This is a genomic window from Candidatus Accumulibacter sp. ACC012, from assembly GCF_907163155.1.
Classification (GTDB): domain Bacteria; phylum Pseudomonadota; class Gammaproteobacteria; order Burkholderiales; family Rhodocyclaceae; genus Accumulibacter; species Accumulibacter delftensis.
Genome location: NZ_CAJQUC010000002.1, coordinates 200,818 through 224,382, shown reverse-complemented (window position 1 = coordinate 224,382; position 23,565 = coordinate 200,818). Strand labels below are relative to the sequence as shown.

Below are 23,565 nucleotides of genomic sequence, written 5' to 3'. Positions count from 1 at the left end.
AGCCAGCGATCGAACGACGATGAGCGAATTCTGGAACCCCTACGCGCCGCCGGATCCGCAGCGCCGCCGCTTGCTCGGTGTCGGCTCGGTGCTCGCCGTGCTGCTGCTGTGGAGCGCCGTCGCCGCTTCCGGGCTGGTCAGTCAGACCCGGCTGCCGGCACCCTGGGACGTCGTTTCGGCCTTTGCCTACCTGGCCTGGAGCGATGGCCACAGCATGCTGCTGACGGCAACGCTGTGGTCGGGCGGTCGGCTGCTCGTTGCCGGCCTGCTGGTGATCATCATCGGCATTCCGATCGGCATCGTCATGGGCGCCGCGCCGCAGATCAATGCGGCACTGTCGCCGCTCGTCGATCCCTTCCGCTCGGCGCCGGTGGTGGCCCTGCTGCCCATTCTGGTGATGTGGATGGGTATCGGCGAGTCGATGAAGATCGCCTTTTTGTTCATCGGCGCCGTGGTGTACCTGATTCCGATGGTCCGCGACGCCATTCAGGCGGTGCCGCAAAGCTACTGGATCGGCGCCCGCGATCTCGGCGCCACGCCCTGGGAATGCATCCGCCAGGCGGTGGTGCCGATGGCCATGCCGCGCATCGCCGACGCGGTGATCGTCGCCTTCTCGGTGATGTGGACCTACATCACCGTCGCTGAATACGTGAATGCCCGTGAGGGACTTGGCCAGTTGATCCAGAATGCTCGCCGCTTCAGCGCCTGGGATCAGGTGTTTGCCGGCATCATCGTCATCATTGCGCTGGCGCTGCTCACCTACCGCTTGATGATCTGGCTCAAGCGCCGCCTCTATCCCTGGGAAACACAGCAATGAGTGCGCCAACGACGGCAGCCGGCAGGCCAGTCGCGGCAGCTGCCGCAAAGTCGGTTGCGGTGGCCCTCAAGGACATCGTTCAGGAATATCCGGTGCACTCCGGTGCCGTCACACGGGTGATCGATCGCGTCACCCTGAGCTTCGAGCAACCGGGGATCAACATGCTGCTCGGTCCCTCCGGCTGCGGCAAGAGCACCCTGCTGCACATGCTTGGTGGCGTGCGGCCAATGGGCGTCAAGACGCCGACTTCAGGCAGCGTGATGATCGACGGTGTCGAGTGCCACGGCGCCCACGACGATTCGGTGATGGTCTTCCAGCGCTATGCCAATCGACCCGACCTGTCGGTGTTCGACAATGTTGCCTTCCCGTTTCGGCTCAAGCTCTGGAAGTCGCGCGAGCCGGAAGCCGAATGGCGTCAGCGCGTCACCGACCTGCTCAAGGCTGTCGGTCTGGCGGACAAGGCCGGCCTACGGCCAGCGCAGCTCTCCGGCGGACAAAACCAGCGCGTCGCGCTGGCGCGGGCCCTGGTCCTGCGGCCGAAAATCCTGCTCATGGATGAGCCCTTCGGCGCCCTCGATGCGCAGACGCGCGAGGAAATGCAGCAGCTGCTGATCGACCTCTACCAGTCCTGGCCATGCCTGGTCGTTTTCGTCACCCACGACGTGACCGAAGCGCTGCTCCTTGGCGACCGGGTAATCGTCCTGTCGGGCCAGCCGGCGCGTGTCGCCGACAATTTTCTGATCGGCGAACCGCGTCCGCGCGCGGCGGCATGGCAGCGCTCGGCGGCGGCTCAAGGCCTCGAGGAGCGCATTCTCGCCCAGCTCCACGCCAGTCCCGGCAAGGGCCAGGTCAGGGTCAGCATCTAGCCATGGCTGAAGAAACACCGCCGTACGTCAGGGAAGTCCTCACCAGTCAGGCCAATCTCTATGCGTTCCTCGGCTCGCTGGCCGCCGCGGCCCTGTTGTCGATCCCCTTCGGCTTCGGCATCGGGGCAGTGCCCTTGATTGCCTTTGCTGCCGGCGAAGTGCTCGCCGCCCTGCATGTCCCGTCCCTGCCCAGTTTTCGCGACCAGGTCGACCGCCGCTGGCGGGCCAAGGCGCGGCAGGCCTCGCGCGAACAACTGTTCGCGGAACTCCAGAAACGCGCCGCCAAACTGGAAGGCTATTCGAGCAGACTACGCACCTATCAAAGGATGCTGGAACGGGTCGATTCGCTCTACCAGCGCGCGGAAACCGGTCTTTCCCGGCTGCACTACCGGGACGTCGAGCAGCTCGACGACGTGACGCTGGAGTACCTTGGCCTGTGGTTGTCGGGTTTGGTGATGGATGATCGCGTCGAATCGATCAACCTGCAGGAAGTCGATGCCATGCTGGCTGGCATCGAAAGAGAACTCGCCGCGCCGCGCCGGGGAGCCGATCTCCGGCAACTGCAGAAAGCGCGCGCCGACTACGTGGATCTGATCGAGCGGCATAACCGGATGCAGAGCCGCCGCCGGGCGCTCGAGGCGGCGATGCTGTCGATGCCCGACCAACTCGCCGAAATCTACCAAACGATCATGACCTTGCCGGCCTCCGAAGACATCGGTAACCGGCTCGAAGAGGCTGTCGGCAAACTGCGCCTGCAGGAAGACATCGAGGCCGATCTGGCCAGCGGCCTGGCCGAAGCACTGCCCGGGGTGGCCATGCCAAGCGCTGGCAGCGGCGCACGGCGCCTGGTGGCCGTGGCGAGCGCCAGCAGAAGCTGAGAGGATTTGCCTGGAAAATAGCGACTTTTTTGAAGGGTTGATGACGATCGCCGTCATTCGCTCACTCATACTTGGCCGGGGAACCGGTTTACGAAGGGAAGAAGGCAATGGTTGATATCAGTCTTGTGGGGCGTCTCTCCAACCTCTGGTCGGGCTTTGTCGCGCTGTGGATCACCGACGTGGAAAAGCGACATCCCGAAATCGCCTACCAGAACGCGATCGATTCGATGATTGAAAAGTATGGCAAGTTGAAGACCGCCACGGCGGCAATCATGCGCCGCCGCGAGGACGTTTCGGCGCGCCTCGAAAGTGAGCGTAGCGAACTCGCGGCGGTCACCGCCGACCTCAACACCGCCCTGGCCACCGCTCAGGATGACCTCGGCATCGTCCTGATCCAGAAGAAGAACTCGCTCGACGCGAGCATCAAGGCGCTCGAACAGGAGATGGAGCAGGCGCGTACCGATACTCAGGAAGCGAAGGACTCGCTGCTGCAGGTCAAGTCCGAAATCCAGAAACTCAAGGACGAGAAGGACCGCATGCTGGCGCAGATGCTCAGCGCGCAGGCGCGCCTCAAGATCCAGAATCAGCTCGATGGTTTGTCGGTCGACGCCGAAGTGCGCGCCCTCGACAACGTCCGCGAACATATCAAGACGACTGTCGCCGAAGCAAAAATGGGCTCCGAAATGCGTGATTCCGACCTCGACGTCAAGCTCGCCAAGCTTCGCCAGAGTAGCGGCGCGGTGACCGCGCGTCAGCAGCTCGAGGAAATGAAGCGCGCACGTGCCGGCCAGGCGGATGCTGTCGCCGGCAAGTCGATGTAGCTGCCGCAGAACGCCATGACCCGCAGCAGCCCCGCAGCCGCAGATCAGCCGCCACATCCATCACATTCACCGCGCCCACCACTGCCGGGCTGGGCGGAGACGCTGCGCCAGAAGTATCTGGCCGGCGAAGCTTCGGTTTTCGTCATCTACCGCAATGTCTTTGACCGCTATCAGGTCGGCGATCGCTATTACACGCTATTGCCCTTGCTCAGCGAGGTGCTGCTCAAGGACAACAAACAGCAGATCTTCGAACTGAGCATCGACCGCGGCGTGCGCATCGTCCAGGGGAGCAGCGCGCAGGGAAAGATCGAGCTCTATCGCCATCTGGAAGGCAAGGGGCTGGCCGGGATCTTCGAATCGCTCGAGCGGCAGATGCTCGAGCAACGTTCGAGCGCCCTGCTGATTCCCTACGCGGGGACCCTTTTTCCGGCGGCCGAGCCGCACCTCCTGTCACTCGACGAGCGCGGAGCATTTACCGCCCTGCACCGCTGGTCGCTCGACGAAGAATTTTCCGATCGTGACAACGTCGTCATCCTGGTCAGCGAATCGCTGGCCGACATCAGCCCGGCTCTGCTGACGCATCCGCGCATCGTGGCCATCGAGTTGCCGATGCCGGATCGTGAAGCGCGCCACGCGGCGATCGGGCATTACGCAGCCGGCATGCCCGCTGCTGAAGCCGATCTGCTGGCCGATCATACCGCCGGACTACGCCTGATACAGTTGGCCAGCATCGTTGCCAGCGAAGCACCGCAGGCGCTCAGCGAGCAGCAACGACGAAGCCTGATCGTCGGACTGCTGCAGGGCAGTCCGAACGCCGAGCAGCGCGCGCAAAGACTCGCTGCGATCACCGCCGGCATGACGCCAGGCGAGATCCAGCAACTGGTCGACCCTACCCGGGCGCTGCCCGAAGAGGACCCGGCCGGCGAGATGCTGGCCGTCGTCCGCCAACGCAAGCGCGAGCTGATCGAGAAGGAGTGCGCCGGCCTGATCGAATTCATCGAACCTCGGCACGGACTCGACAGCGTCGGCGGCAACGAGCACATCAAGAGTGAACTGCTCGAGATTGCCCGGCTGATGCGTAGCGGCGACCGAGCGCGGGCACCGATGGGTCTGCTCGCCGTGGGCCCGATGGGCGCCGGCAAGACCTTCGTCATCAAGGCCTTCCTCAAGGAGGCGGGATTGTCCGGCGTGGCGCTGAAGAACTTCCGCTCCAAGTGGGTCGGTTCGACCGAGGCCAACCTCGAACGGGTGCTGGCGACGGTCAAGGCCATGGGACCGATTGCGCTGCTCATCGACGAAGGCGACCGCAGCTTCGGCAGCACTGGCGATTCGGACGGTGGTACCGGTTCGCGAGTCATCGCCCGCCTCAAGGAGTTCATGTCCGACCCCGAGAACCGCGGCCAGGTGCTGTTCATCCTGATGACCAACCGCCCGGACAAGCTCGATACCGACATCAAACGTCCGGGGCGTCTCGATCGCAAGATTCCCTTCTTTTACGCCGAAACGACCACTGAACGCGCCGCCGTCGTCGGCGCCATTTTTCGCCGCTACCAGGTCGCACTGCACCTCACCGACGCCGCCCTGCAAGAAGCCTGCGAAGTGCTGGAAGGCTATTCAAATGCTGACCTCGAAGCGCTCGCACTACTCGCTGCCGAATTTGCCGAACGCGCGCGGACAGCGCTGACCAGCGCGCTCCTGAAGCAGGCGATCGATGACTTCATGCCGCCGCAGGAGATCGCCATGGTGCGCTATATGGAGATGCTGGCGGTTTCGGAAACCTCTCGCCGCTCGCTGCTGCCGCAGCGCTTCCGCGCGCTATCGGTCCAGGAAGTGCAGACCCGACTCGCCGAGTTCAGGCGCCAGATCAACCTTTGAAGGAGCTCTTATGTTTCCCCAGTTCGATGATGTTTCGCTCAATGCCGCCCAGACCGTCGCCGCCACCCAAATGCTGCTGCGCATCGCGCACGTCGATGGCACAAGAAGCGCGGAAGAAGTGGCCCTGATTGGCCAGTTCTATGATGCCTGTCGCAATGCGGCGCTGGATTGGCCCGCTTTCGCCTCCCTGCAGACCGAGACGCCCGCCAGCGACGCCGCCGGCCTATTCACGGAGCCGGCGCAGCGCGACATTCTCGTCGCCACCTGCCTGCTGGTGGCCTACGCCGACGGTGCTCTGATTGACGAAGAATTGGCGGCGGTTCGCGACGTCGCCGCCGAGATCGGCATGGCCGCGGCACGCGTCGACGAACTGCTGGCCCTGGTCAAGGACTACATGCTTGCCCAACTCGCCAGTCTGCCCGACGCCCACTCGGTGGCGGTGGTGGCACGCGAGTTGGGCTGATGGGCGGATGGGCACTGGCAGCGCCGTCCAGCTGCTAGCAAAGTCAAATGCACAACTTAAACTAGATTGATAGTTGTCTTGACTCAGGGGACCACTTTACCGCCAAACGCATGGGCGTTCGAGCGGCCAGGATCACTTCGGACAACAAGGTCGAATGGGACGAGGTCATTGCCGCCAGCGCACGAAACGACGGTCGAGACGATATTTGCCTGACTTAATGAGAATTGTCTTGGCATTCTGCCCAAGGTCTTCCTATACTTCCTGGATAACTAGAAACCTTTGAACCTTGCCAGAGGAGACATGTAATGGAGATTGCTCTTTCCCCGTTTCTGCCAGAGGCTCTGTTGGTCCATTTGCCAGAAATTGACGCCCAGCACGAGGAGGTATTTACCCGCATCGAGTCGCTCAAGGCGGGCTGTTTTGAAAACATCTCCGTAGATATCGCCGAGTTCCAAGGCTTGATCGACTGCTTCGCACTGCATTTCGCCACCGAAGAGCGACTGGCCGATGAAGCCGGGGTGGATTTCACTGCCCATGCCGAGATCCACCGCGGCACTCTTGGCCTGCTACGCAAGGCGCTGGATGATGTCCGTAACGGCGGACACGACGCGCATTCCTTCCTGCGTTATGCCGAGTTCTGGTTTGAACGTCATATTAGGGAAGACGACAAGCGGTTCATTGCCACCCTGGCGCAACGCCGACACTTCACGCTTCCGAGTAGCCACTGGCCTGCCGTCGAACACTATTTTTCCGCCCGGGTCTGAGTCCACGCCTCGCCTGGCACGTATGTGACTAGCGCCCGAAGGTAATCAGGCGCGGTCCTTGCCGTTCGCCCCAGGCCCAGAGTTTTCCGTCTGTTGCCAGTGCAAGCGTTGTTCCATTGCCAGCGGCGGCGGTGGCGATACGCTCCGCAATCGTGGTCGGCTCAACCGCGAAACGGTGGCCCGACACCCGCAGCGAGCCATCCTTGACTATCCGCTTGCGCACCAGTGGCGAGCAGCACTTGCGGAGTGTGGAAAAGGGATGCGCTCCATCAGATAACAAAGGCAGTCCTGCCGCACCGCACGCGCGTCGAGCGTCAGCATGGCCGGTGTCGATGTTCGCCGCAGAGTGATCGTGCCGTCGCTGCAGGCGAAATAGTCTTCGCTCACGTCACGCCGTCCCTCGTCGCGGACGTCGAGCGGAAAGGCCAGGCGTGTGCGCCCAAACGCCGTGCCGGGCTCGAGTTGCCGGAAGTTCATGTGATCGAGCCGCGGATCGAAATCGACATCGGCCAGCGCATCCCCGAAACCGAAGGAAACCGCGGCCGGCACCCTCACTGTCGCTACCGTGTGATAAAGATCGATGTCATGCTCGTGGACGTCATGCGACGGGAACTGCGCCAGATGCAGGCAAGCATTGATAAAGCTCGTGGCGTGCGCTTCGTTCGCCGCTTTGCCGGGCTTGCCACATTCCAGAGTTAATGACGGACACAGCGGCGAAAAAGCCGTCGTCTGCGAACCGGCCAGGCCACGGAACCAGACCACCGTGCGCGAAAATAGCAAGGCCAGATGTAGAACCGCCTGATCGAGGCTATTCACCACGCAGTAGAGGGGATTGAGGCCTGTGTTGTTGTGGACATCTACACTGGCGAAGACGCCGCGCTCGCGCATGATGCGATGGACCTCGCTCATCGCTGCGTGCTCCGGAGCGCCGGCATGCAGCTCGGTACCCGGCCAGACGCGGTTGTAATCAGGCTGATGATCGAGTCGACGCAGGCCTTCTCGCGCCGCCGCGACATTGCCAACCAGGATCGACAGCGCCCGCGGCAGTTGCCGACCGGCGTGAGCACGCAAAACGCTTTGCAGCGCGACAACGCCGCTGTCTTCGTTGCCGTGCAGCAGCACGGAAACCAGGAGCGGAGCCTCGCGTCGTCCGGGCAGATGGATCAAGGTCGGACCGTTCAACAGGCGATGCAGTTCGCGGGCAGGGGTTTCGAGAAAGCCCGCAGGCAGGGATTCAAGTACGGTCAGCATGAACTGGGACTCATATCGGCCACTCGTGCACCGGCACGAGACGGCGTTGATGCTCAAGATAATCGGCGGTAAGCCGGAAGAAATCCTGGTACTTCGCATAGTGGGCAAGTTGCCAGGCGGCGCCGTTCTGGCGGTAGCGCAGGCGCGCGCTAATCACGTCGAGGTAGCGAGTGATGTCGCCTGCGGCAAGATCGAGCTCGGCCAGTCCTTCGCGAGCCAGCGGCAGCAGTTCGCGCAAGAGAAGTTCGGCCACATTTTGACAGCGCCCGTCGAGCCACACCACCTGCGCCTCAAGACCATAACGTGCGGCACGGTAGAAATTTTCGCGCGCAACGGCAAACGGCAGCCGGGCTTCAGGAGCTTCCGCCTGCCTGGCCAGACAGCGTACCGCGCCATAGTACAAGGCAGCATTGGCGATCATGTCGATCACGCTCGGACCAGCAGGCATGACGCGCTGCTCGACGCGCAAATGCGGCACTTGGTCTTTCTCGAGGCCGATCAGCAGCCGATTCCAACGCCAGATGGTCCCGTTGTGCAGACGCAGATGCGCATACGAGCTCACCGGCCCCGCCTCTACATACGGCAAGAGTACCGGATACGATGACAGGTTCTCCGCAAAACACGCCATCGGGTCCTTGCCGAGATAAGCTGAACCGAAGGTTACCCGCATATGCTCGGGATGGCCCGGTTGGCGGCAATCGACCGCCTGCTCGAACAAGGGTATCCGGGTTTCGTGCCAGAGCGCTCGCCCGAACAAGAATGGTGAATTGGCGGCCAGCGCAACCAAGGGTGCAGCGAGAAGCTGCGACGCATTGTACGTGCGCGCGACCTCGTTGACCGGTGTCTGCAGATGTACCTGAAAAGAGGTGGTCGCCGCCTCAAGCATCACATCGGAGTGGGTCGCGGTGAGCGTTTCGATGCCGGCGATATCCAGCGTCAACGGCCGCCCACCGCGTCGCCGCAAGACCTGGTCGTTGAGAGCCGCGTAGCGCTTGAAAGGAGACATGCTGCTCAGCGACAGATCTCGCTCGCGCAATGTCGGCAAGGTTCCGATGGCGATCAGTGCCACGCCCTCTTCTGCAGCCACCTGCTGGCATCGCTGCCAGGTTGCGGTCAGCTCACCTTCAAGCTGTGACAGCGCGGTAGCCCTCAAGGCCTGCGGCGTGCCGTTGATCTCGACGTTGAATAGAGAAAGCTCGGGCACCACCAGCGGGCTGGCCATGCGCTGCAGAAAAGAGACGTTGCGCGGCGACGGAAAGAAATGCTCATCAATCAGCCAGGCCTCAAGTTCGAAACCCGCGACCAGGCCGGCATTGGCGAAAGCTCCCGCCCTGTACGCCTTGTGGGCATGCGCGGTCTCTTGCTCAAGGCGCTGGCTGAAGCGCGCGAAGTCATCCGCCGTAAAGCCGTCACTGCCAATCTCCTTGCCCATCGCCCCCCCTTCGAAGTGTGCGACACCAGCCTCCATTTGACAGCCGAGTCTATTCGCTAGCCCTTATGAACGCTTGCGGTAGATCAAGTTCTTGTCACCCCGATACAGCGCCGCCGCACGCTCTTTATGCTATCGCCAGGCGTATGCTGCGACCGGCGACGGCCACAGCAATGAGCACCGCCCCCGCGAGCGTAGCCCGATTGCCGCACTATCGGCAAGCCAGTGACAGCCGCAGGGAGGCGTTTGTACGTCGACGACCATCGCTAGCCGCTCCAGGAGGCGAGCGAGCCGCCCCGGAGCGAGCGCCGAGCGTAACGAAAATGACACCAGAAACGCCATTCTTCGCGGTATATTGCTGACTCTGATCACCCGCCCTGTCTGTGACCTTGCACGTGCCCGTCGCCCGTAGCAGCAGTCACTCTTGCGAAAGCTCTTGATGTCCGCCGTCCGCCCCGGAAACACTGAAATCCTGCTCGCTGACCCGTGCCCCGCGCTATTGACGAGAGACTTCGTCGAAGACCCGTTCGGACGCTCGCTGGTGTTGCGCGTCGGTCACGCGCGCCAGGTCTTTCGCTGGATCGAAGCGGGAGAGTTTCTGATGGGTTCGCCGGCCGACGAAGCCGAGCGTGGGCACACTGAAAAGCTGCACGAAGTAAGGCTGAGCCATGGTTTCTGGCTCGCCGACACGGCCTGCACACAAGCCTTCTGGCTGGCTGTGTGGCCGGTCAACCCGAGCTGTTTTCAGGAACACGCCGACAATCCGGTGGAGAACGTCAGCTGGCACGATGCGCAAGGGTTCATTGGCGAGCTCAACCGCCGACTGCCCACCTTGCAGGCGCGCCTGCCAAGCGAAGCCGAATGGGAATACGCCTGCCGCGCCGGCACGACGACGCCCTTCGTATTCGGCCAGCAAATCACCCCTGCCGAGGTCAATTACCACGGCGGACATCCCTACGCCGGTGGCCGACAGGGGCCGTATCGCGAGCAAACGGTTCCCGCCGCCTCGCTGCCGGTAAACCCGTGGGGATTGTTCGAGATGCACGGCAACGTATGGGAGTGGTGTGCCGACTGGTACGACGAATACCCGGGTGAACGGCAGGCGGACCCGCTCGGCCCAAAGCACGGCAAGCAGCGGGTACTGCGCGGTGGCACCTGGAGCGACCCCGGCCGCTACGCACGTTCCGCCAACCGTAGCCGCATCGGACCTGCCTATCGGCCGCGCAGCAGCGGTTTCAGGATCGCTCTCGCCCAAGCCTGAGCAATTTCGACGCGCGACAGTTCGATGCCACCCGCCAGATCCGCGTGCCGGACGGATCGGACCCGTTAGCCGGTATTGTCGTGGTGATTCGGCAGCGCTTGTTCGCTGCCAGCGCTGACCGCCTCAGCGAGCAATCGTTGCTCGAGGCTCTCGATCAAGCCATCGGCAGCATCCTCGACCATGTCCAGGACCAGATCGAAGCCGTGGCCGAGACCGTAGTAGGGATCCGGCACTTCGTCGTCGTCGAAGTTCTTCGAATAACTCATGAATAGCCCCAGACGATCGTGCTTTTCGGGCGGGCAGATGCGTTGTAAAACCGAGAGGTTATTGTGATCCATGGCCAGAATCAGATCAAAATAGTCGAGGTCCTGGGCCGCCACCTTGCGCGCGCGCATGTCGGATAGATCATAGGTGCGAATGGCAGCCGCTCGTTGGGTGCGTTGATCCGGCGGCTCGCCGACGTGATAGCCGTGCGTTCCGGCCGAATCGACCTCGACTCGGTCGTCCAGTTCCTTGCGACGCAACATCTGCCGAACAACGCCCTCGGCCGTCGGCGAGCGGCAGATATTCCCCATGCAAACAAATAGAACCTTGATCACCATGCATCTTCCAGATACGTTCGTTCTTCGGCCAAGTTCGAGCCCCAAAAGTAGGCACCGGACAGGCATGCCAGGCCAATTTTTCCCGCCCCGCCCCGCCACTGCATCGGCAATCGCCTTATTCCTTGCGCGCCGTCCGCTGGCGCACCACGCCCGCCCCACACCGCAGGGGCCTTCATCATCCGTTGAAAAGCCGGTCAGCGCAACCGAAGTGCAGCGATTGTAAGGATTTAGCGACAAAAAAATCGCAAGCACCCAGCGCGCCGGAGGGTCCCGGGGAATCGCCAAGGCGCGGCTAACGATCATGACAGTCGAGATACCCCGGATCATGAAAGTCATGACCGCCCTCTTCCCCTGCCCCTTCTCCCGCGAGGGGAGAAGGGAGTTTCGTGAGTCGCTTGCGCGACTTTCACATTAATGACGGTCGGCAATGCCGCGACGGCTATCGGCTTACCCGCGGCGAGTGACGGCTCGCCTCTTCGGCTTCGCGGCAACCGCTTCCTTGCGCGCTGATGACCCGGGCCTGGCCGGACTTCTCGCCGCGGCTGTGGGCTTGGCAAGAGATTTGTGCTGCCTCCGACCCTCGTCAGGCGCCTTTTTTTCCGCAAATGGGTTGCTGGAGACATTGAATTGAATGCGCAATGGCGTCCCCTGCAACTTGAACACCTCGCGAAAGATGTGCTCGAGATAACGGCGATATGATTCCGGCAGTTTGTCGAGGGCGTTGCCATGGATCACGATCAGCGGCGGATTGCGGCCGCCCTGATGCGCGTAGCGCAGCTTCGGCCGGAACAGCCCGGCGCGAGGTGGCGCTTGCCTGGCCACCGCGTCGATCAGTGTTCGGGTCAGTTGCGGCGTCGGCAGGTCGGCGATGGCCGCCTTGTAGGCCGCATCGACCGAGCGGAAAAGCGCTTCCAGCCCCTGCGCCTGCAATGCCGAAACGTAGTGGAAACGGGCGAAATCAATGAACGCCAACTGGCTTTCCAGAGACCCCTTGATCTGTTCGCGAACATAGGAATCCAGCCCATCCCACTTATTCACCGCAAGCACCAGCGCACGACCCGATTCGCGGATGAAACCAGCAATGTGCGCATCCTGCTCACCGATATCCTGGCGTGCGTCGACAACCAGAACCACCACGTGTGCCTCCTCGATGGCCTGCAGCGTCTTGATCACCGAGAACTTCTCGATGGTCTCGAAAACCTTGCCGCGGCGCCGCAGGCCGGCCGTATCGATGAGCGTATATTTTCTACCGGCACGCTCGAAATCGACGTGAATGGCATCGCGCGTGGTTCCCGGCTGGTCGAAGGCGATGACCCGCTCTTCGCCGAGCAGCGCGTTGATCATCGTGCTCTTGCCAACGTTCGGGCGACCGACGATGGCCACGCGAACGATGTCACTCTCGACTTCGTCGTCCGCTGGCTCGGGAAAAAGCTCCAGCGCCAGGTCGAGAAGCGCCCGCACCCCCTCGCCGTGGGTCGCCGAGATGGCCACCGGCTCGCCAAGGCCAAGTTCATGAAAGTCGGCGATCACCAGACCGTGCTGCATTCCTTCGGCCTTGTTGACCGCCACGAAAACCGCCCCCGCCGACTGACGCAGACGCCTGGAGATTTCCTTGTCCAGCGGCGTGATGCCGGTGCGGCCGTCAACGACCAGGATCACCACATCGGCCTCGTCGATCGCCTGTTCGGTCTGGCGCGCCATCTGGCGCATGATGCCGTCCTTGGCAAGCGGTTCGAAACCACCGGTATCGATCACCAGATAGGGCTTGCTGCCCAGTCTTCCGTGACCGTAGTGGCGATCTCGGGTAAGACCCGGGATGTCGGCAACCAGTGCGTCACGCGTTCTGGTCAGCCGATTGAAGAGGGTGGACTTGCCGACATTCGGGCGCCCGACGAGGACGATGCTCGGCTTCATGGGCAACGACCCTCATCTGGAAGCGCGCGGGGCAAGGCAGGTACTGCTGATTGTCTCTCGATCACTGGACGCCAATCGCGTAGATGCCACCACCCTGGGTCTGCAACAACAACTCGTTACCGAGCTTTTGCAAGGGTGCCCGTACCGGGCTTCCATCGGTACTCAGACGCGCAGCGAAAGAACCATCGTCGCGATTGAGCAGGTGCACCACTCCCTCCACGTCGGCGACGGCGACCAGACCTTCTCTGGCCAGCGGCGAAGTCAACTGGCGCAGGAAGAGCTGGTCCTGCTTCCAGATGCTCGACCCGGTCGCTTTGTCGAGGGCATGCACGGCCCCCTGGTCGTCGGCGACATACACGTAGCGACTATCGATCGACAAACCCGCCGAACTGGAAATGTCGCGCCCCCACATCAGGTTCCCGGTGCCAAGGTCGAAACAGGAAGTGCGTCCCTGAAAAGCGACCGCGCAAATCATTTTTCCATCGATGACCGGCAGGCTGCTGACGTCGGCGATGCGGTCGAGTTCTGTGGCACCCTTTGGCAAGGCAACCGTCCCCTCCCAGAGCGGTGCACCATTGTCGGCGTTGACAGCAATCAGTTTGCCACCGGGAAAGCCGACGAAAACATACTTGTCGACCACCACCGGAGCAGCCATCACACGCACCGAAAGCGGTGGCGTCGGACGTTGGTAGATCCACTTGCGGCTTCCGTCGACCGCGCCGTAGGCAGTCAGGCGATGATCGCCGCTGCGCACGATCACCAGCCCACCAGCCACCGCTGGCGGCGCCAAAACCTCGCTGCTGGCCTTGGCCTCCCACAGCAGTTTGCCATCGGCGGCGTCAAATGCCAGAACCTCACCCTTGACGGTGCCCACCGCCAGCAGCCGTTGATCCGCACCAACCCCCCCCGAAAGTTGTTTCTCGGCCTTGATCCGCCACACTGGCCGGCCATCGTCGAAACGAACAACCGTGCCGTCGCGAGCTGCCGCGTAGGCGGTGGACCCGACCACGGCCGGAACGAAGGTATAGGGCTTGCCTTTGCCGACATCCTCCCGCCAGACCACCCGCGCCTGCGCTGTCGCCTGGATAGGCTGCAACTCGGCCATTTTCGGTCCGCTACTGGCGAACGGATTCAACGCATCGAAGCTCGAACAGCCAGCCAGCAACGCTGGCAGCAGTGCCGGCAGCACTGTCGCGACAAGCATACGCCTCATCAACTGCTCTCCCCGAGCGCGTCGAGCTTCAGCTGCAGCACTTCGCGGTAGGCAGCATTGGCCTGAGAAGCCTGCAGGGTGTTTCTTCCCTTGCCGCTAGGGTCGCCTTGATCGAGCCTGGCCAGGGCGCCCTGGTAGGCTTCACGCGCCTCTGTCTTTTTCCCAACGGCGCTGAACACGTCGCCACGCATGTTCAGGTACAGGGCCGAGAAGCCGGCACCGCTACCCCCTTCAAGCTGGCGCAGCGCTTCGTCGTAGGCTTTTTCGTCAAGCAGCACCGCCGCCAGACGCAAGCGCGCCAGATCGCGCAGCTCATGCTCGCCATTTTCGACCACCCACAGCAACTGCAACTTGGCTGTTTTCATATCCCCGGCGTCGACCATGATCTTGGCTGCCGACAACGCCGCCAGCGGCGCGTAAGCCGTGCCAGCGAATTTCTCGAGCAATTCACCGCTGGCCGCCTTGACACGCTGCGAATCATCTTCAACGACCGCCTTCTGCAGCGCACCATAAACCATCGACGCCTTGGCCGCCTGACCGCGCTGATACCAGTTCCAGCCTTGCCAGGCGATAACGCCGATCGATACGGCGGTCACAATGCCCACCATAAGATTGCCATACTGCTTCCACCAGGCCTTGATCTCGGCGATCTGTTCCTGTTCTTCGAGGTCGTAGGTAGCCATTACGATTCGTCCCAATCCAAAATGGAGTTCATGATTTCGTCGGCGACAGCATCGACGCTGACCCGCTTCTGTTGGTTCGCTTGTTCGCCGATCGCGCGCAACGGCTTCAGCGTCACTTCGCCAGCACCGGCCTCGTCATCGCCGATAATCACCGCAAAGCCCGCCCCCGAGGCGTCGGCTTTCTTCATCTGCGACTTGAAACTGCCGCCACCGCAATGGAAAAGCACATCGATGCCACGGTCGCGCAGGCCCTCGGCGACTCGTGCGGCCAAGCGCGAAGCCGCAATGCCCTGGTGCACCAGATAGACATCGACCGCCGCCGCCTTGGTCTCGCCCCCTGCGTCGCGAATCAGCGCAATCAGCCGCTCGACGCCCATCGCGAAACCACAAGCCGGCGCCGGCTTGCCGCCCAGCTGTTGCACCAGGCCATCGTAACGACCGCCGGCGCAAACCGTTCCCTGCGCGCCGAGGCGATCGGTCACCCATTCGAAAACGGTCAGATTGTAGTAGTCGAGTCCACGCACCAGGCGCGGGTTAATCACGAAGGGCTGTCCGGCATCGCGCAAAACCTGCTGCACACCTTCAAAATGGGCCATCGATTCGCTACCCAGATGATCAATCAGTTTCGGCGCGCCGAGTATCAGTTCCTCTAGCGCCGGATTCTTGCTGTCGAGAATGCGCAAGGGGTTGCTGTGCAAGCGCCTTCTGGCGTCGTCGTCGAGCAGCTCGCAGTGCTGCTCCAGGTAAACGATCAGTTCGGCACGATGACTGGCCCGTTCCGCCGCTTGTCCCAGGGTGTTGAGTTGCAGGCTGATGCCGTCGAGCCCCAGGTCGTCCCACAGGCGGGCGCCCATCAGGATATGTTCGGCGTCGATGTCCGGCCCGGGAAAGCCAAGCGCTTCTACACCGACCTGGTGGAACTGGCGATAACGCCCTTTTTGTGGCCTTTCGTGACGAAACATCTGGCCCATGTAGTAGAGGCGCTGCGGCTGCTGGGCAATCAGATTGTGCTGGATGACGGCGCGCACACAGCCGGCAGTTCCCTCCGGGCGCAGCGTCAGCGGCTCGCCATTGAGGCTATCGACGAAGGAATACATCTCCTTTTCGACGATGTCGGTTACCTCGCCGATGGCACGCTTGAAAAGCGGCGTCGGCTCGACGATCGGCAGGCGCAGCGGTCGGTAAGCATAGCTCTTCAGCCACGAACGAATGGTCTCGTCGAACAAATCCCAGAATTCGGCTTCGTCGGGCAGGATGTCGTTCATGCCACGAACGGATTGTATCTTCTGACTGATCATTCGGCGGCACACTTCCTCTGATAGCTGCGTGCCACGTAGGCATCGACAATGGCGGTGAATTCTGCGGCAATATGCTCGCCGCGCAGAGTGACCGTCTTGGCTCCATCCTCGAATACTGGCGCCACCGGCGTTTCGCCGGTACCGGGCAGGCTGATGCCGATGTTGGCATGCTTGCTCTCGCCCGGTCCGTTGACCACGCAGCCCATCACCGCCAGGGTCATGTTCTCGACACCGTCATACTCGCTACGCCAGCTCGGCATGCGCTCGCGGACGTGCTCCTGAATCGACTGCGCCAGTTCCTGAAAGAAGGTGCTGGTTGTGCGGCCGCAACCGGGACAGGCAATGACCATTGGTGAGAAGGCTCGCAGGCCCATGGTCTGCAACATCTCCTGGGCAACGATCACCTCCTGCGTGCGCTTGCCACCCGGTTCCGGGGTCAACGAAACGCGGATGGTATCGCCGATGCCTTCCTGCAGCAGCACCGCCATCGCTGCAGTAGACGCGACAATGCCTTTGGAACCCATACCGGCCTCGGTCAGGCCAAGATGTAAAGGGTAATCGCAGCGGCGCGAAAGCTCGCGATAAATGGCGATCAGGTCCTGCACACCGGACACCTTGCACGAAAGAATGATCCGGTCGCCCGGCAGACCGATTTCTTCGGCCCGAGCAGCCGACTCCAAGGCCGAGGCGACCATGGCCTCGCGCATCACCTTGATGGCGTCGTGTGGCTCGGCGCGACGAGCGTTCTGGTCCATGATGCGGGCCAGTAGATCCTGATCGAGACTGCCCCAGTTAACGCCGATACGCACCGGCTTCTCGTAGCGGCAGGCCATCTCTATCATCTGCGCGAACTGTTCGTCACGCTTTCTGCCGTGACCGACATTGCCCGGGTTGATCCGATATTTGGCCAGCAGCCGCGCACAATCCGGCTGCTCGGCGAGCAGGCGATGACCGTTATAGTGGAAGTCGCCGATCAGCGGCACATCGACGCCCATGCGCTCGAGCTGCTCCCGAATCGCTGGCACCGCCGCCGCAGCCTCAGGCGTGTTGACCGTGATGCGCACCAGTTCCGAACCGGCACCCGCCAGCTCGGCGCACTGGATTGCCGTACGCACGACGTCAACGGTATCGGTGTTGGTCATCGACTGGACAACCACCGGCGCGTCACCGCCGACCGATACCTGGCCAACTCTGACCACACGCGTTCGCCGCCGCGCGGCCACGGGCAGCGAATTGCTCATAGCGAGCCCACCGTTTGCCCGATTCTCATTTGACCGAGAGCCGCGCCACGCCCTTGCTGATATGCGGCTCCAGCGCGACGGGCTTGCCCTGGTACTCCACCGCCACGTACTTGGCGTTGCCGAGCACCAACGAGAACGGCGGCTGCCCCTTGATTTCCTGCTGACTGCCGGCCGGCTTGACGCCGAAAGCGACGACCTCACCGCGACCGTCACGCACCTCTACCCACGCCGCCTGGGCAAAACTGAGCTTGAGGCCGTCAGCTGGCGCGGCTTCGGTTTTGAGCTCCGCAGCCGACTTAGGCTTGCTAGCTGCGGTGGCCTCGGCTTTGGGGTCTGCCTTGGTCTCGGCCTTGGCGTTGGCCTTGGCCGCGGGATCAGCGACCATGGCCACCGGGGCCCGCCCGTCAGGCGGCACGGTCGCGCTCGGCACGATGGCTGCGCCGGGCCTTTCTAAAGCGCTCTGCGCCGGGATCACTGTGCTCGGCACCGTCAGCGGCGCCACTCCGGTCGCCGCCGGCTCGCTAACGCTTGGCTGCAGCTCAGCAGCCGTACGCGGGGTTTCGCTGCCGGTCAGCGCCGCCAACTGCTCCCTCCAGAAGTCCTGCGGCACATAAAAATAGGCCAGCAGTGCCAGCACGAGCAATACCAGACCACCCACCACTGCCAGGTAGTCGCGCCTTTCAGCCCGATCGTCAGCCTGCGGCAAGTGCGAGCTGGTTCCGGCGGAAGCCTCCAGTTGCAGAGTCCGTTGCATGCGCGTCGCATCGAGCCCGCGCATCAGGGCATCAGCGTCCAGATTGAGCACGCGCGCGTAGTTGCGAACGAACCCGCGAATCATCGTGTTGCCGGGCAAGGCGCCCCAGTCCTCGCTCTCGATCGCCTCCACTTGTCTCGGGGCGAGCTTCAGAGACTGCGCCACTTCGGGGACGCTAAGTTTCCTGGCTTCACGCGCAGAACGCAGCTGCTGCCCGACGCCACCGGCATCGGCAAAGCCCTCTATCGAGGCGTTCCCGCCTTGCACACGAGGCTCGTCATCATTTGAAAACACGGATTGTTTACTCATTCGAAGTTGCCTTTCAGCAGTTCCTGAGCCTCGGGTGAAAGCGGGAATTTTCGCTTCAACTGGGCGCTATAGCGGGCTTCAGCCAGGCGATCGCCCAGCTTCCGCTCGACTCGCACGGCTAACCAGAGGGCCTCAGCATTGGGCTCGGTCTTGCGCAGCAGATCCGAAAGTTGCTGACCGGCAAGCTCTACCTGGCCGCGTCGGTAATTGATCTCCGCAAGCTGCAACAGTGCCTGCGGATTGTTCGGCCGGATGAGCAGACTGTGCTGTACGAAACCCTCGGCGGCATCCAGATCGCCGAGTTTCACGTAACAGGCACCGGCGTTCAGATAGGCCCGATCCGGGGTCTCATACAAGGCGTTTTTCATCGCTCGTTGCAAGTACGGCATGGCTTCCTTCTCTCTGCCAACCTGACAGAGAAACCAGCCATAGTTGTTGTTCAGCTCGGGATCGGTCGGGTCAAGGTTCAGCGCCTGCTGAAAGTCGCGGTCGGCAAGCGCCATCTCGCGGATGTTGTAAAGCACCAGTCCACGCGCACCATGCGCCGGCGCATAGTCCGGATCGACGACGATGGCCATGGTCAGCTCTTCGAGTGCCACAGAGAAATTCTGGCTCTGCAAATAGAGCGAGCCCAACTCGGTATGCAGCTTGGCACGCGTGCGATTGTCGCGCGGTGGCGTCGGCCGTCGCGAGTCCGGCTCTTCCTCGGCTGGCTTTTGCTGCGTGCTCGGCGAAGACGAGAAGAGTCCCGACGAACAGGCGCTGACGCTCAGCAAGGCAATGATCCCGAGGACGGCGCGCCTCATCCGCAAACCTCATGACGATTCTGGTGCAGAACAAAGCTTCGCCGGGTCGTGCGCTGCGTGCGGTCGAGAACCTGCCCGGCGAGCTGACCACAGGCGGCATCGATGTCGTCGCCGCGCGTTTTGCGGGTCGTGGTCACCACCCCGGCAGACATCAGCAACTCGGCGAAACGCCGAATCCGCGGTGCAGGCGAGCGTCGATACGGCGATCCCGGAAAAGGGTTGAAGGGAATCAGGTTGAACTTGCAGGGGACGCCTCGGGTCAGCGCCAGCAGCTCGTGGGCGTGCGCTTCGGCGTCGTTGATGGCATCCAGCATCACATACTCGAAAGTCACAAAATCACGCGGCGCCTTTTCCAGGTAGCGCAGACAGGCCGGCATCAGTTCACGCAAAGGGTATTTCCGGTTGATTGGCACCAGCTCATCGCGCAAGCGGTCATTCGGCGCATGCAGGGAAACCGCCAAGGCCACCGGACATTCGTCACGCAATCGGTCCATCGCCGGCACCAGACCCGAGGTGGACACCGTGACCCGACGCCGTGATAAGCCGTAAGCATTATCGTCGAGCATCAGGCGCAAGGCCATCACCGTATTGTCGAGGTTGGCCAGCGGCTCACCCATACCCATCAATACGACATTGCTGACCACCCGCTCGACGGGGTTTGCCGCCGGCTGGTAAGCGCCGAGTGCATGCCGTGCCTGCCACAACTGCCCAATGATCTCGGCCGCCGTCAGGTTGCGATTGAAACCCTGCTTGCCGGTGGAACAGAAGGAACAATCAAGTGCACAGCCGGCCTGAGTCGAGATGCACAGCGTGCCGCGGTCGTCCTCGGGAATAAACACCGCCTCGACGGCGTTGCCACCACCGACATCGAACAGGAACTTGCGCGTACCGTCGTCGGCAACGCGGTCGGCGACGACTGTCGGCGGCGCCACCGTAGCCAGCCCTTTGAGTTTTTCGCGCAAGCTTCGCGCGATGTCGGTCATGGCGTCAAAATCACCCTGCCCGAAACGATGCATCCAGCGCAACACCTGCCTGGCGCGGAAAGGCTTCTCGCCGTGCGTGGCGAAAAAAGCCGTCAGGCTGGCGGCATCGAGATCGAGCAGATTGACCATCGTGGGTGCAGAAACCTGCGATCTAGCGACCCGAGTAGACGGCCATGGCCGGGAAGAAGAAGGCGATTTCATTCTTCGCCGTATCTTCGCCATCGGAACCATGCACGGCGTTGGCGTCGATCGATTCGGCAAAATCAGCGCGGATCGTTCCCGGCTCCGCCTTCTTCGGGTCGGTCGCGCCCATCAACTCACGGTTCTTGGCAATGGCGCTCTCGCCTTCGAGCACCTGGATCATCACCGGCCCGGAGATCATGAACGAGACCAGGTCCTTGAAGAACGGACGCTCCTGGTGCACCGCGTAAAACGCGCCCGCTTCCTGCGGCGACAGCCAGGCCAGCTTGGCGGCGATCACCTTCAAGCCGTTGGTTTCAAAGCGGGAGTAGATCTTGCCGATGACGTTCTTGGCGACAGCGTCCGGCTTGATGATGGAAAGAGTACGTTCGATGGCCATAAATGATTCTCCAAACGGAAGATAGTAGAAAAAACAACAGCAAATCATATCGCTAGAAACACAACCTCATATTATACCAACACCCGGGTGCAAATCCGAAATTGCCGGAGCACGAAATTGAGGGGCTGGGAAAGGGTCAGCATCGTCAGCCAAGGCTGACAGCAGGGTGGTGCGCGCCCGGCTGACGGGTGCCGACGATCCGGATGCCGAGCGGCTCCAGGTGATGGGGCTTCCCGTGTTGCATCTGCCTTCCTCTTCCACACATGCCGTCACCAATACCTCGGAGGAAGCACAGACGGCGTTTCGCTCGCATTCGCCTGTGACGACGGCCTTCCCCGCATTAACGCCGGATCGGCTTCCGCATCACCCTTTTTGAGGCCTACTCGGTGTTCATGCATATCACGGCCTGCGGGGTCGCCAAGTCCCGTCCCCTCCGTCCCAGAACCGGTCCTGGAATCGGGCTATCGCCTTGTTGGCGACGGCAACATGACAAAAAGCTGCGGTGCCGAGTATTGTTGTGGAAAACCGCGGTCCGCCTTGGCATACGCGCACGATTTCCGTACAGCGATCATCGTCGGCCAGCCAGCCTCGCCCCTGGTGAGCGCCATTAAGGACCGCAAGGGGATGACAAGGCTCGGCAAAAAAAAAGCGCGCGCACAGATTGCCTGTACGCGCGCCCGCAACGGACGCCCAGCGTCCGTTGCCTCACTTACATCATGCCCAACCTCGTCGGCAACCAGGTCGAGATGATCGGCACATAGGTGATCAGAACCAGGAAAGCCAGCATCGACAACAGCCATGGCCAAACCGCGATGGTAAGCTCGGTGATCCCCATCTTGGTGATCCCTGAAGCAACGTAGAGATTGAGGCCGACCGGCGGATGACACATGCCCACTTCCATGTTGACCACCATGAGAATGCCGAAGTGCACCGGGTCGATCCCCAGCGTCATCGCTACCGGAAAGAGAATCGGTGCGAAGATCAGCACGATCGACGACGGCTCCATGAAGTTGCCCGCCAGCAGCAGGATCACGTTTACCGCCAGAAGGAAGGCGATCACCCCCAGGCCGTGACCCAACATCCAGTCAGCAAGGGTTTGCGGGATGTTCTCGTTGGTCATGATGAACGAGAAGAGCACGGCGTTGGTAATGATGTAGAGCAGCATCGCCGACATGTTCGCCGAGTTGAGCAAGACCCGCGGCACATCGCTCAACGACAGGTCCTTGTAGACGAAGACGGCGACTATGAAGGCATAAACCGCGCTCATCGCCGCAGCCTCCGTCGGCGTGAACATGCCGCTGTAGATACCGCCCATGACGATAACGATCAACAGCAAACCCCAGGCTGATTCGCGGAACGCCTTCAAGCGCTCGACGAAGGATGCCTTGGCCATGCGCGGGTAGTTGTTGTTCTTCGCCCGATACCAGGTCACGCCACCGAGGACCATGGCCAGAGCAATTCCCGGAATAACGCCGGCCATGAACAGGGCGCCAACAGAGGTGTTGGTGGCCACCGAATACATGACCATGACGATCGACGGGGGGATCAGAATGCCCAATGCTCCGGAGGTGGTGATGACGCCCGCACCGAATCTCTTCGGAAAACCTGCCTTGACCATGGCCGGCATGAGGATCGAGCCAATGGCCACGACGGTCGCCGGCGACGATCCCGATACAGCCGCGAACAGCGCGCAGGCGAGAACACCGGCCAGGCCGAGGCCGCCGAACCAATGCCCGACCATGCTCGTCGCGAAGCGGATCATTCGTCGCGCCACCCCGCCGTGCGTCAAAAAGTTGCCGGCCAGGATGAAGAACGGAATGGCCATGATCTCGAATTTCTCGATCCCGGTGAACAGCTTGAGAGCGACGGCTTCCAAAGGCACTTGAGTAAATAGGAACAGGAAGCTGAGTACCGTCAGGCCGAGCGAAATCGAGATCGGCATGCCGGTGAGCATCAGACACAGGAGAATCGTGAAAATGATGATGGCGTTCATGGTTGCTGGTCTCCGTTGCCCGAACGATCTTCCGGATGCCGCTTCTCGTGAGTCCGGTCATGGGGATGCCGCTTGTCTTCCATGGCAACGCTCTGAATCTCGTCCGGAATCTCTTCCTCTTCGATGCCGTCAACATGGCCGTGGTCGTGGTGTGGCAACTCGCCGGTCTTGAGGAAACTCACCGTGACCTGCAGAAAGCGGAAACACATCAGCGACGAACCGAGCGGGATGGCACTGTAGACAACCCAGGTAGGCCACTCGAGATCGGGGGTCGTCGGCCCCGAAAACATGTCCGTGGTGTCCATGCCGAGAAACTGGAAGATCGCGTAGTGGGCACCGTTGTCCCACACGAAAGCCGCCCCAAGCGAACCGACAACGCCGGTAAACAGCGCCCCGGACAACATCCCGAAGACAATGAACCGGCCCCGGTTTCCTTCGCTCAAGCTGTTGATCAGCACGTCCACACCGACGTGGATACCGGTGCGCACACCATAGGCCGCGCCGAACTTGGCCATCCAGACGAACATGATGATGCACAGCTCCTGTGCCCATCCGACGTTCAGCCCGAGCAGCCAGTCCTGCACGATTGGAATCTGGTAACCGGCCGCGTAGCGATGCGCGACCGAGATGAAGATGATCGTCGTTGCCGCCCCCATGAGGAAGGTGATCAGCCATTCCTCCAGGTGATCGAGTATTCTCATTCGCAAGTCCCCCGACTGCCTGAAAAAAACCCGCTGGGCCAGGCGTCCCAACGGACTATCCCT

At 61.9% G+C, this 23,565-nt stretch carries 23 protein-coding genes; 8 read left to right on the top strand and 15 right to left on the bottom strand.

Going from position 1 to position 23,565, the window contains the following annotated elements; translation table 11 throughout:
* Nucleotides 1-19 precede the first annotated feature (19 nt).
* The 7 genes from QZ648_RS01540 to QZ648_RS01510 all read left to right on the top strand — a co-directional run bounded on the left by QZ648_RS01540 (nt 20) and on the right by QZ648_RS01510 (nt 6,484).
* The gene (locus QZ648_RS01540) at nt 20-817 is read left to right on the top strand and encodes an ABC transporter permease (protein ID WP_169067557.1); all 798 of its coding nucleotides are present in this window, start codon (nt 20-22) and stop codon (nt 815-817) included.
* Nucleotides 814-1,683, top strand: a complete 870-nt coding sequence (locus QZ648_RS01535) for an ATP-binding cassette domain-containing protein (RefSeq protein WP_291995894.1) — start codon at nt 814-816, stop codon at nt 1,681-1,683. Before QZ648_RS01540 ends, QZ648_RS01535 begins: the two co-directional genes overlap by 4 nt.
* A 2-nt stretch (nt 1,684-1,685) precedes the next feature.
* The gene (locus QZ648_RS01530) at nt 1,686-2,561 is read left to right on the top strand and encodes a hypothetical protein (protein WP_169067559.1); all 876 of its coding nucleotides are present in this window, start codon (nt 1,686-1,688) and stop codon (nt 2,559-2,561) included.
* A gap of 107 nt (nt 2,562-2,668) precedes the next feature.
* Nucleotides 2,669-3,382, top strand: a complete 714-nt coding sequence (locus QZ648_RS01525; RefSeq protein WP_169067560.1) for a PspA/IM30 family protein — start codon at nt 2,669-2,671, stop codon at nt 3,380-3,382.
* Nucleotides 3,383-3,397: 15 nt separating this feature from the next.
* Nucleotides 3,398-5,257, top strand: a complete 1,860-nt coding sequence (locus QZ648_RS01520; RefSeq protein WP_169067561.1) for an AAA family ATPase — start codon at nt 3,398-3,400, stop codon at nt 5,255-5,257.
* Nucleotides 5,258-5,267: 10 nt separating this feature from the next.
* Nucleotides 5,268-5,720, top strand: coding sequence for a TerB family tellurite resistance protein (locus tag QZ648_RS01515; RefSeq protein ID WP_169067562.1), 453 nt, complete (start codon nt 5,268-5,270; stop codon nt 5,718-5,720).
* 305 nt (nt 5,721-6,025) lie between these two features.
* Complete coding sequence (locus QZ648_RS01510) at nt 6,026-6,484, top strand: hemerythrin family protein (RefSeq protein WP_169067563.1); 459 nt, start codon at nt 6,026-6,028, stop codon at nt 6,482-6,484.
* Between the two features lie 28 nt (nt 6,485-6,512).
* Here QZ648_RS01510 and QZ648_RS24780 read toward each other — a convergent pair whose 3' ends face one another.
* The 3 genes from QZ648_RS24780 to QZ648_RS01500 are packed head-to-tail and all read right to left on the bottom strand — an operon-like array spanning nt 6,513 to nt 9,203.
* A complete protein-coding gene (locus tag QZ648_RS24780; protein ID WP_366144049.1) occupies nt 6,513-6,671 on the bottom strand; it encodes an RCC1 domain-containing protein in 159 nt (52 codons plus the stop codon).
* Nucleotides 6,672-6,691: 20 nt separating this feature from the next.
* Nucleotides 6,692-7,735, bottom strand: a complete 1,044-nt coding sequence (locus QZ648_RS01505; RefSeq protein ID WP_169067565.1) for a M14 family metallopeptidase — start codon at nt 7,733-7,735, stop codon at nt 6,692-6,694.
* A 10-nt stretch (nt 7,736-7,745) separates the two neighbouring features.
* Nucleotides 7,746-9,203, bottom strand: a complete 1,458-nt coding sequence (locus QZ648_RS01500; RefSeq protein WP_291995893.1) for a glutamate-cysteine ligase family protein — start codon at nt 9,201-9,203, stop codon at nt 7,746-7,748.
* A 400-nt stretch (nt 9,204-9,603) separates the two neighbouring features.
* Between QZ648_RS01500 and QZ648_RS01495 the strand changes: the two genes are divergently transcribed.
* Entirely contained in the window at nt 9,604-10,425 is an 822-nt protein-coding gene (locus QZ648_RS01495; RefSeq protein ID WP_169067566.1) for a formylglycine-generating enzyme family protein, read from the top strand.
* Between the two features lie 65 nt (nt 10,426-10,490).
* On the opposite strand, the gene QZ648_RS24775 is transcribed toward QZ648_RS01495, so the two are convergent.
* The 12 genes from QZ648_RS24775 to QZ648_RS01435 all read right to left on the bottom strand — a co-directional run bounded on the left by QZ648_RS24775 (nt 10,491) and on the right by QZ648_RS01435 (nt 23,502).
* A complete protein-coding gene (locus QZ648_RS24775) occupies nt 10,491-11,363 on the bottom strand; it encodes a low molecular weight protein-tyrosine-phosphatase (RefSeq protein WP_366144039.1) in 873 nt (290 codons plus the stop codon).
* Between the two features lie 111 nt (nt 11,364-11,474).
* Nucleotides 11,475-12,941 carry a ribosome biogenesis GTPase Der gene (gene der, locus QZ648_RS01485; RefSeq protein WP_291995892.1) on the bottom strand — a complete coding sequence of 489 codons (1,467 nt, stop codon included), beginning with the start codon at nt 12,939-12,941 and terminating at the stop codon, nt 11,475-11,477.
* A 61-nt stretch (nt 12,942-13,002) separates the two neighbouring features.
* Nucleotides 13,003-14,154 carry an outer membrane protein assembly factor BamB gene (bamB, locus tag QZ648_RS01480; protein WP_291995891.1) on the bottom strand — a complete coding sequence of 384 codons (1,152 nt, stop codon included), beginning with the start codon at nt 14,152-14,154 and terminating at the stop codon, nt 13,003-13,005.
* Complete coding sequence (locus QZ648_RS01475; RefSeq protein WP_169067570.1) at nt 14,154-14,837, bottom strand: tetratricopeptide repeat protein; 684 nt, start codon at nt 14,835-14,837, stop codon at nt 14,154-14,156. The genes bamB and QZ648_RS01475 overlap by 1 nt, the downstream gene beginning before the upstream one ends.
* Nucleotides 14,837-16,132, bottom strand: a complete 1,296-nt coding sequence (hisS, locus tag QZ648_RS01470; protein WP_169067592.1) for a histidine--tRNA ligase — start codon at nt 16,130-16,132, stop codon at nt 14,837-14,839. Before hisS ends, QZ648_RS01475 begins: the two co-directional genes overlap by 1 nt.
* Nucleotides 16,132-17,376 (bottom strand): flavodoxin-dependent (E)-4-hydroxy-3-methylbut-2-enyl-diphosphate synthase, encoded by a 1,245-nt coding sequence (ispG, locus tag QZ648_RS01465; RefSeq protein ID WP_291995890.1) that lies wholly within the window; start codon nt 17,374-17,376, stop codon nt 16,132-16,134. The genes hisS and ispG overlap by 1 nt, the downstream gene beginning before the upstream one ends.
* Before the next feature lie 25 nt (nt 17,377-17,401).
* Nucleotides 17,402-18,439, bottom strand: a complete 1,038-nt coding sequence (locus QZ648_RS01460; RefSeq protein ID WP_291995889.1) for a RodZ domain-containing protein — start codon at nt 18,437-18,439, stop codon at nt 17,402-17,404.
* Nucleotides 18,436-19,245 carry a type IV pilus biogenesis/stability protein PilW gene (pilW, locus tag QZ648_RS01455; RefSeq protein WP_169067573.1) on the bottom strand — a complete coding sequence of 270 codons (810 nt, stop codon included), beginning with the start codon at nt 19,243-19,245 and terminating at the stop codon, nt 18,436-18,438. The genes QZ648_RS01460 and pilW overlap by 4 nt, the downstream gene beginning before the upstream one ends.
* The gene (gene rlmN, locus QZ648_RS01450) at nt 19,242-20,357 is read right to left on the bottom strand and encodes a 23S rRNA (adenine(2503)-C(2))-methyltransferase RlmN (protein WP_291995888.1); all 1,116 of its coding nucleotides are present in this window, start codon (nt 20,355-20,357) and stop codon (nt 19,242-19,244) included. Before rlmN ends, pilW begins: the two co-directional genes overlap by 4 nt.
* Before the next feature lie 22 nt (nt 20,358-20,379).
* Nucleotides 20,380-20,808, bottom strand: a complete 429-nt coding sequence (gene ndk, locus QZ648_RS01445; RefSeq protein ID WP_169067574.1) for a nucleoside-diphosphate kinase — start codon at nt 20,806-20,808, stop codon at nt 20,380-20,382.
* Between the two features lie 709 nt (nt 20,809-21,517).
* A complete protein-coding gene (locus QZ648_RS01440; RefSeq protein WP_169067575.1) occupies nt 21,518-22,801 on the bottom strand; it encodes a TRAP transporter large permease subunit in 1,284 nt (427 codons plus the stop codon).
* Complete coding sequence (locus QZ648_RS01435; protein WP_169067576.1) at nt 22,798-23,502, bottom strand: TRAP transporter small permease; 705 nt, start codon at nt 23,500-23,502, stop codon at nt 22,798-22,800. The genes QZ648_RS01440 and QZ648_RS01435 overlap by 4 nt, the downstream gene beginning before the upstream one ends.
* Between the last annotated feature and the right edge of the window lie 63 nt (nt 23,503-23,565).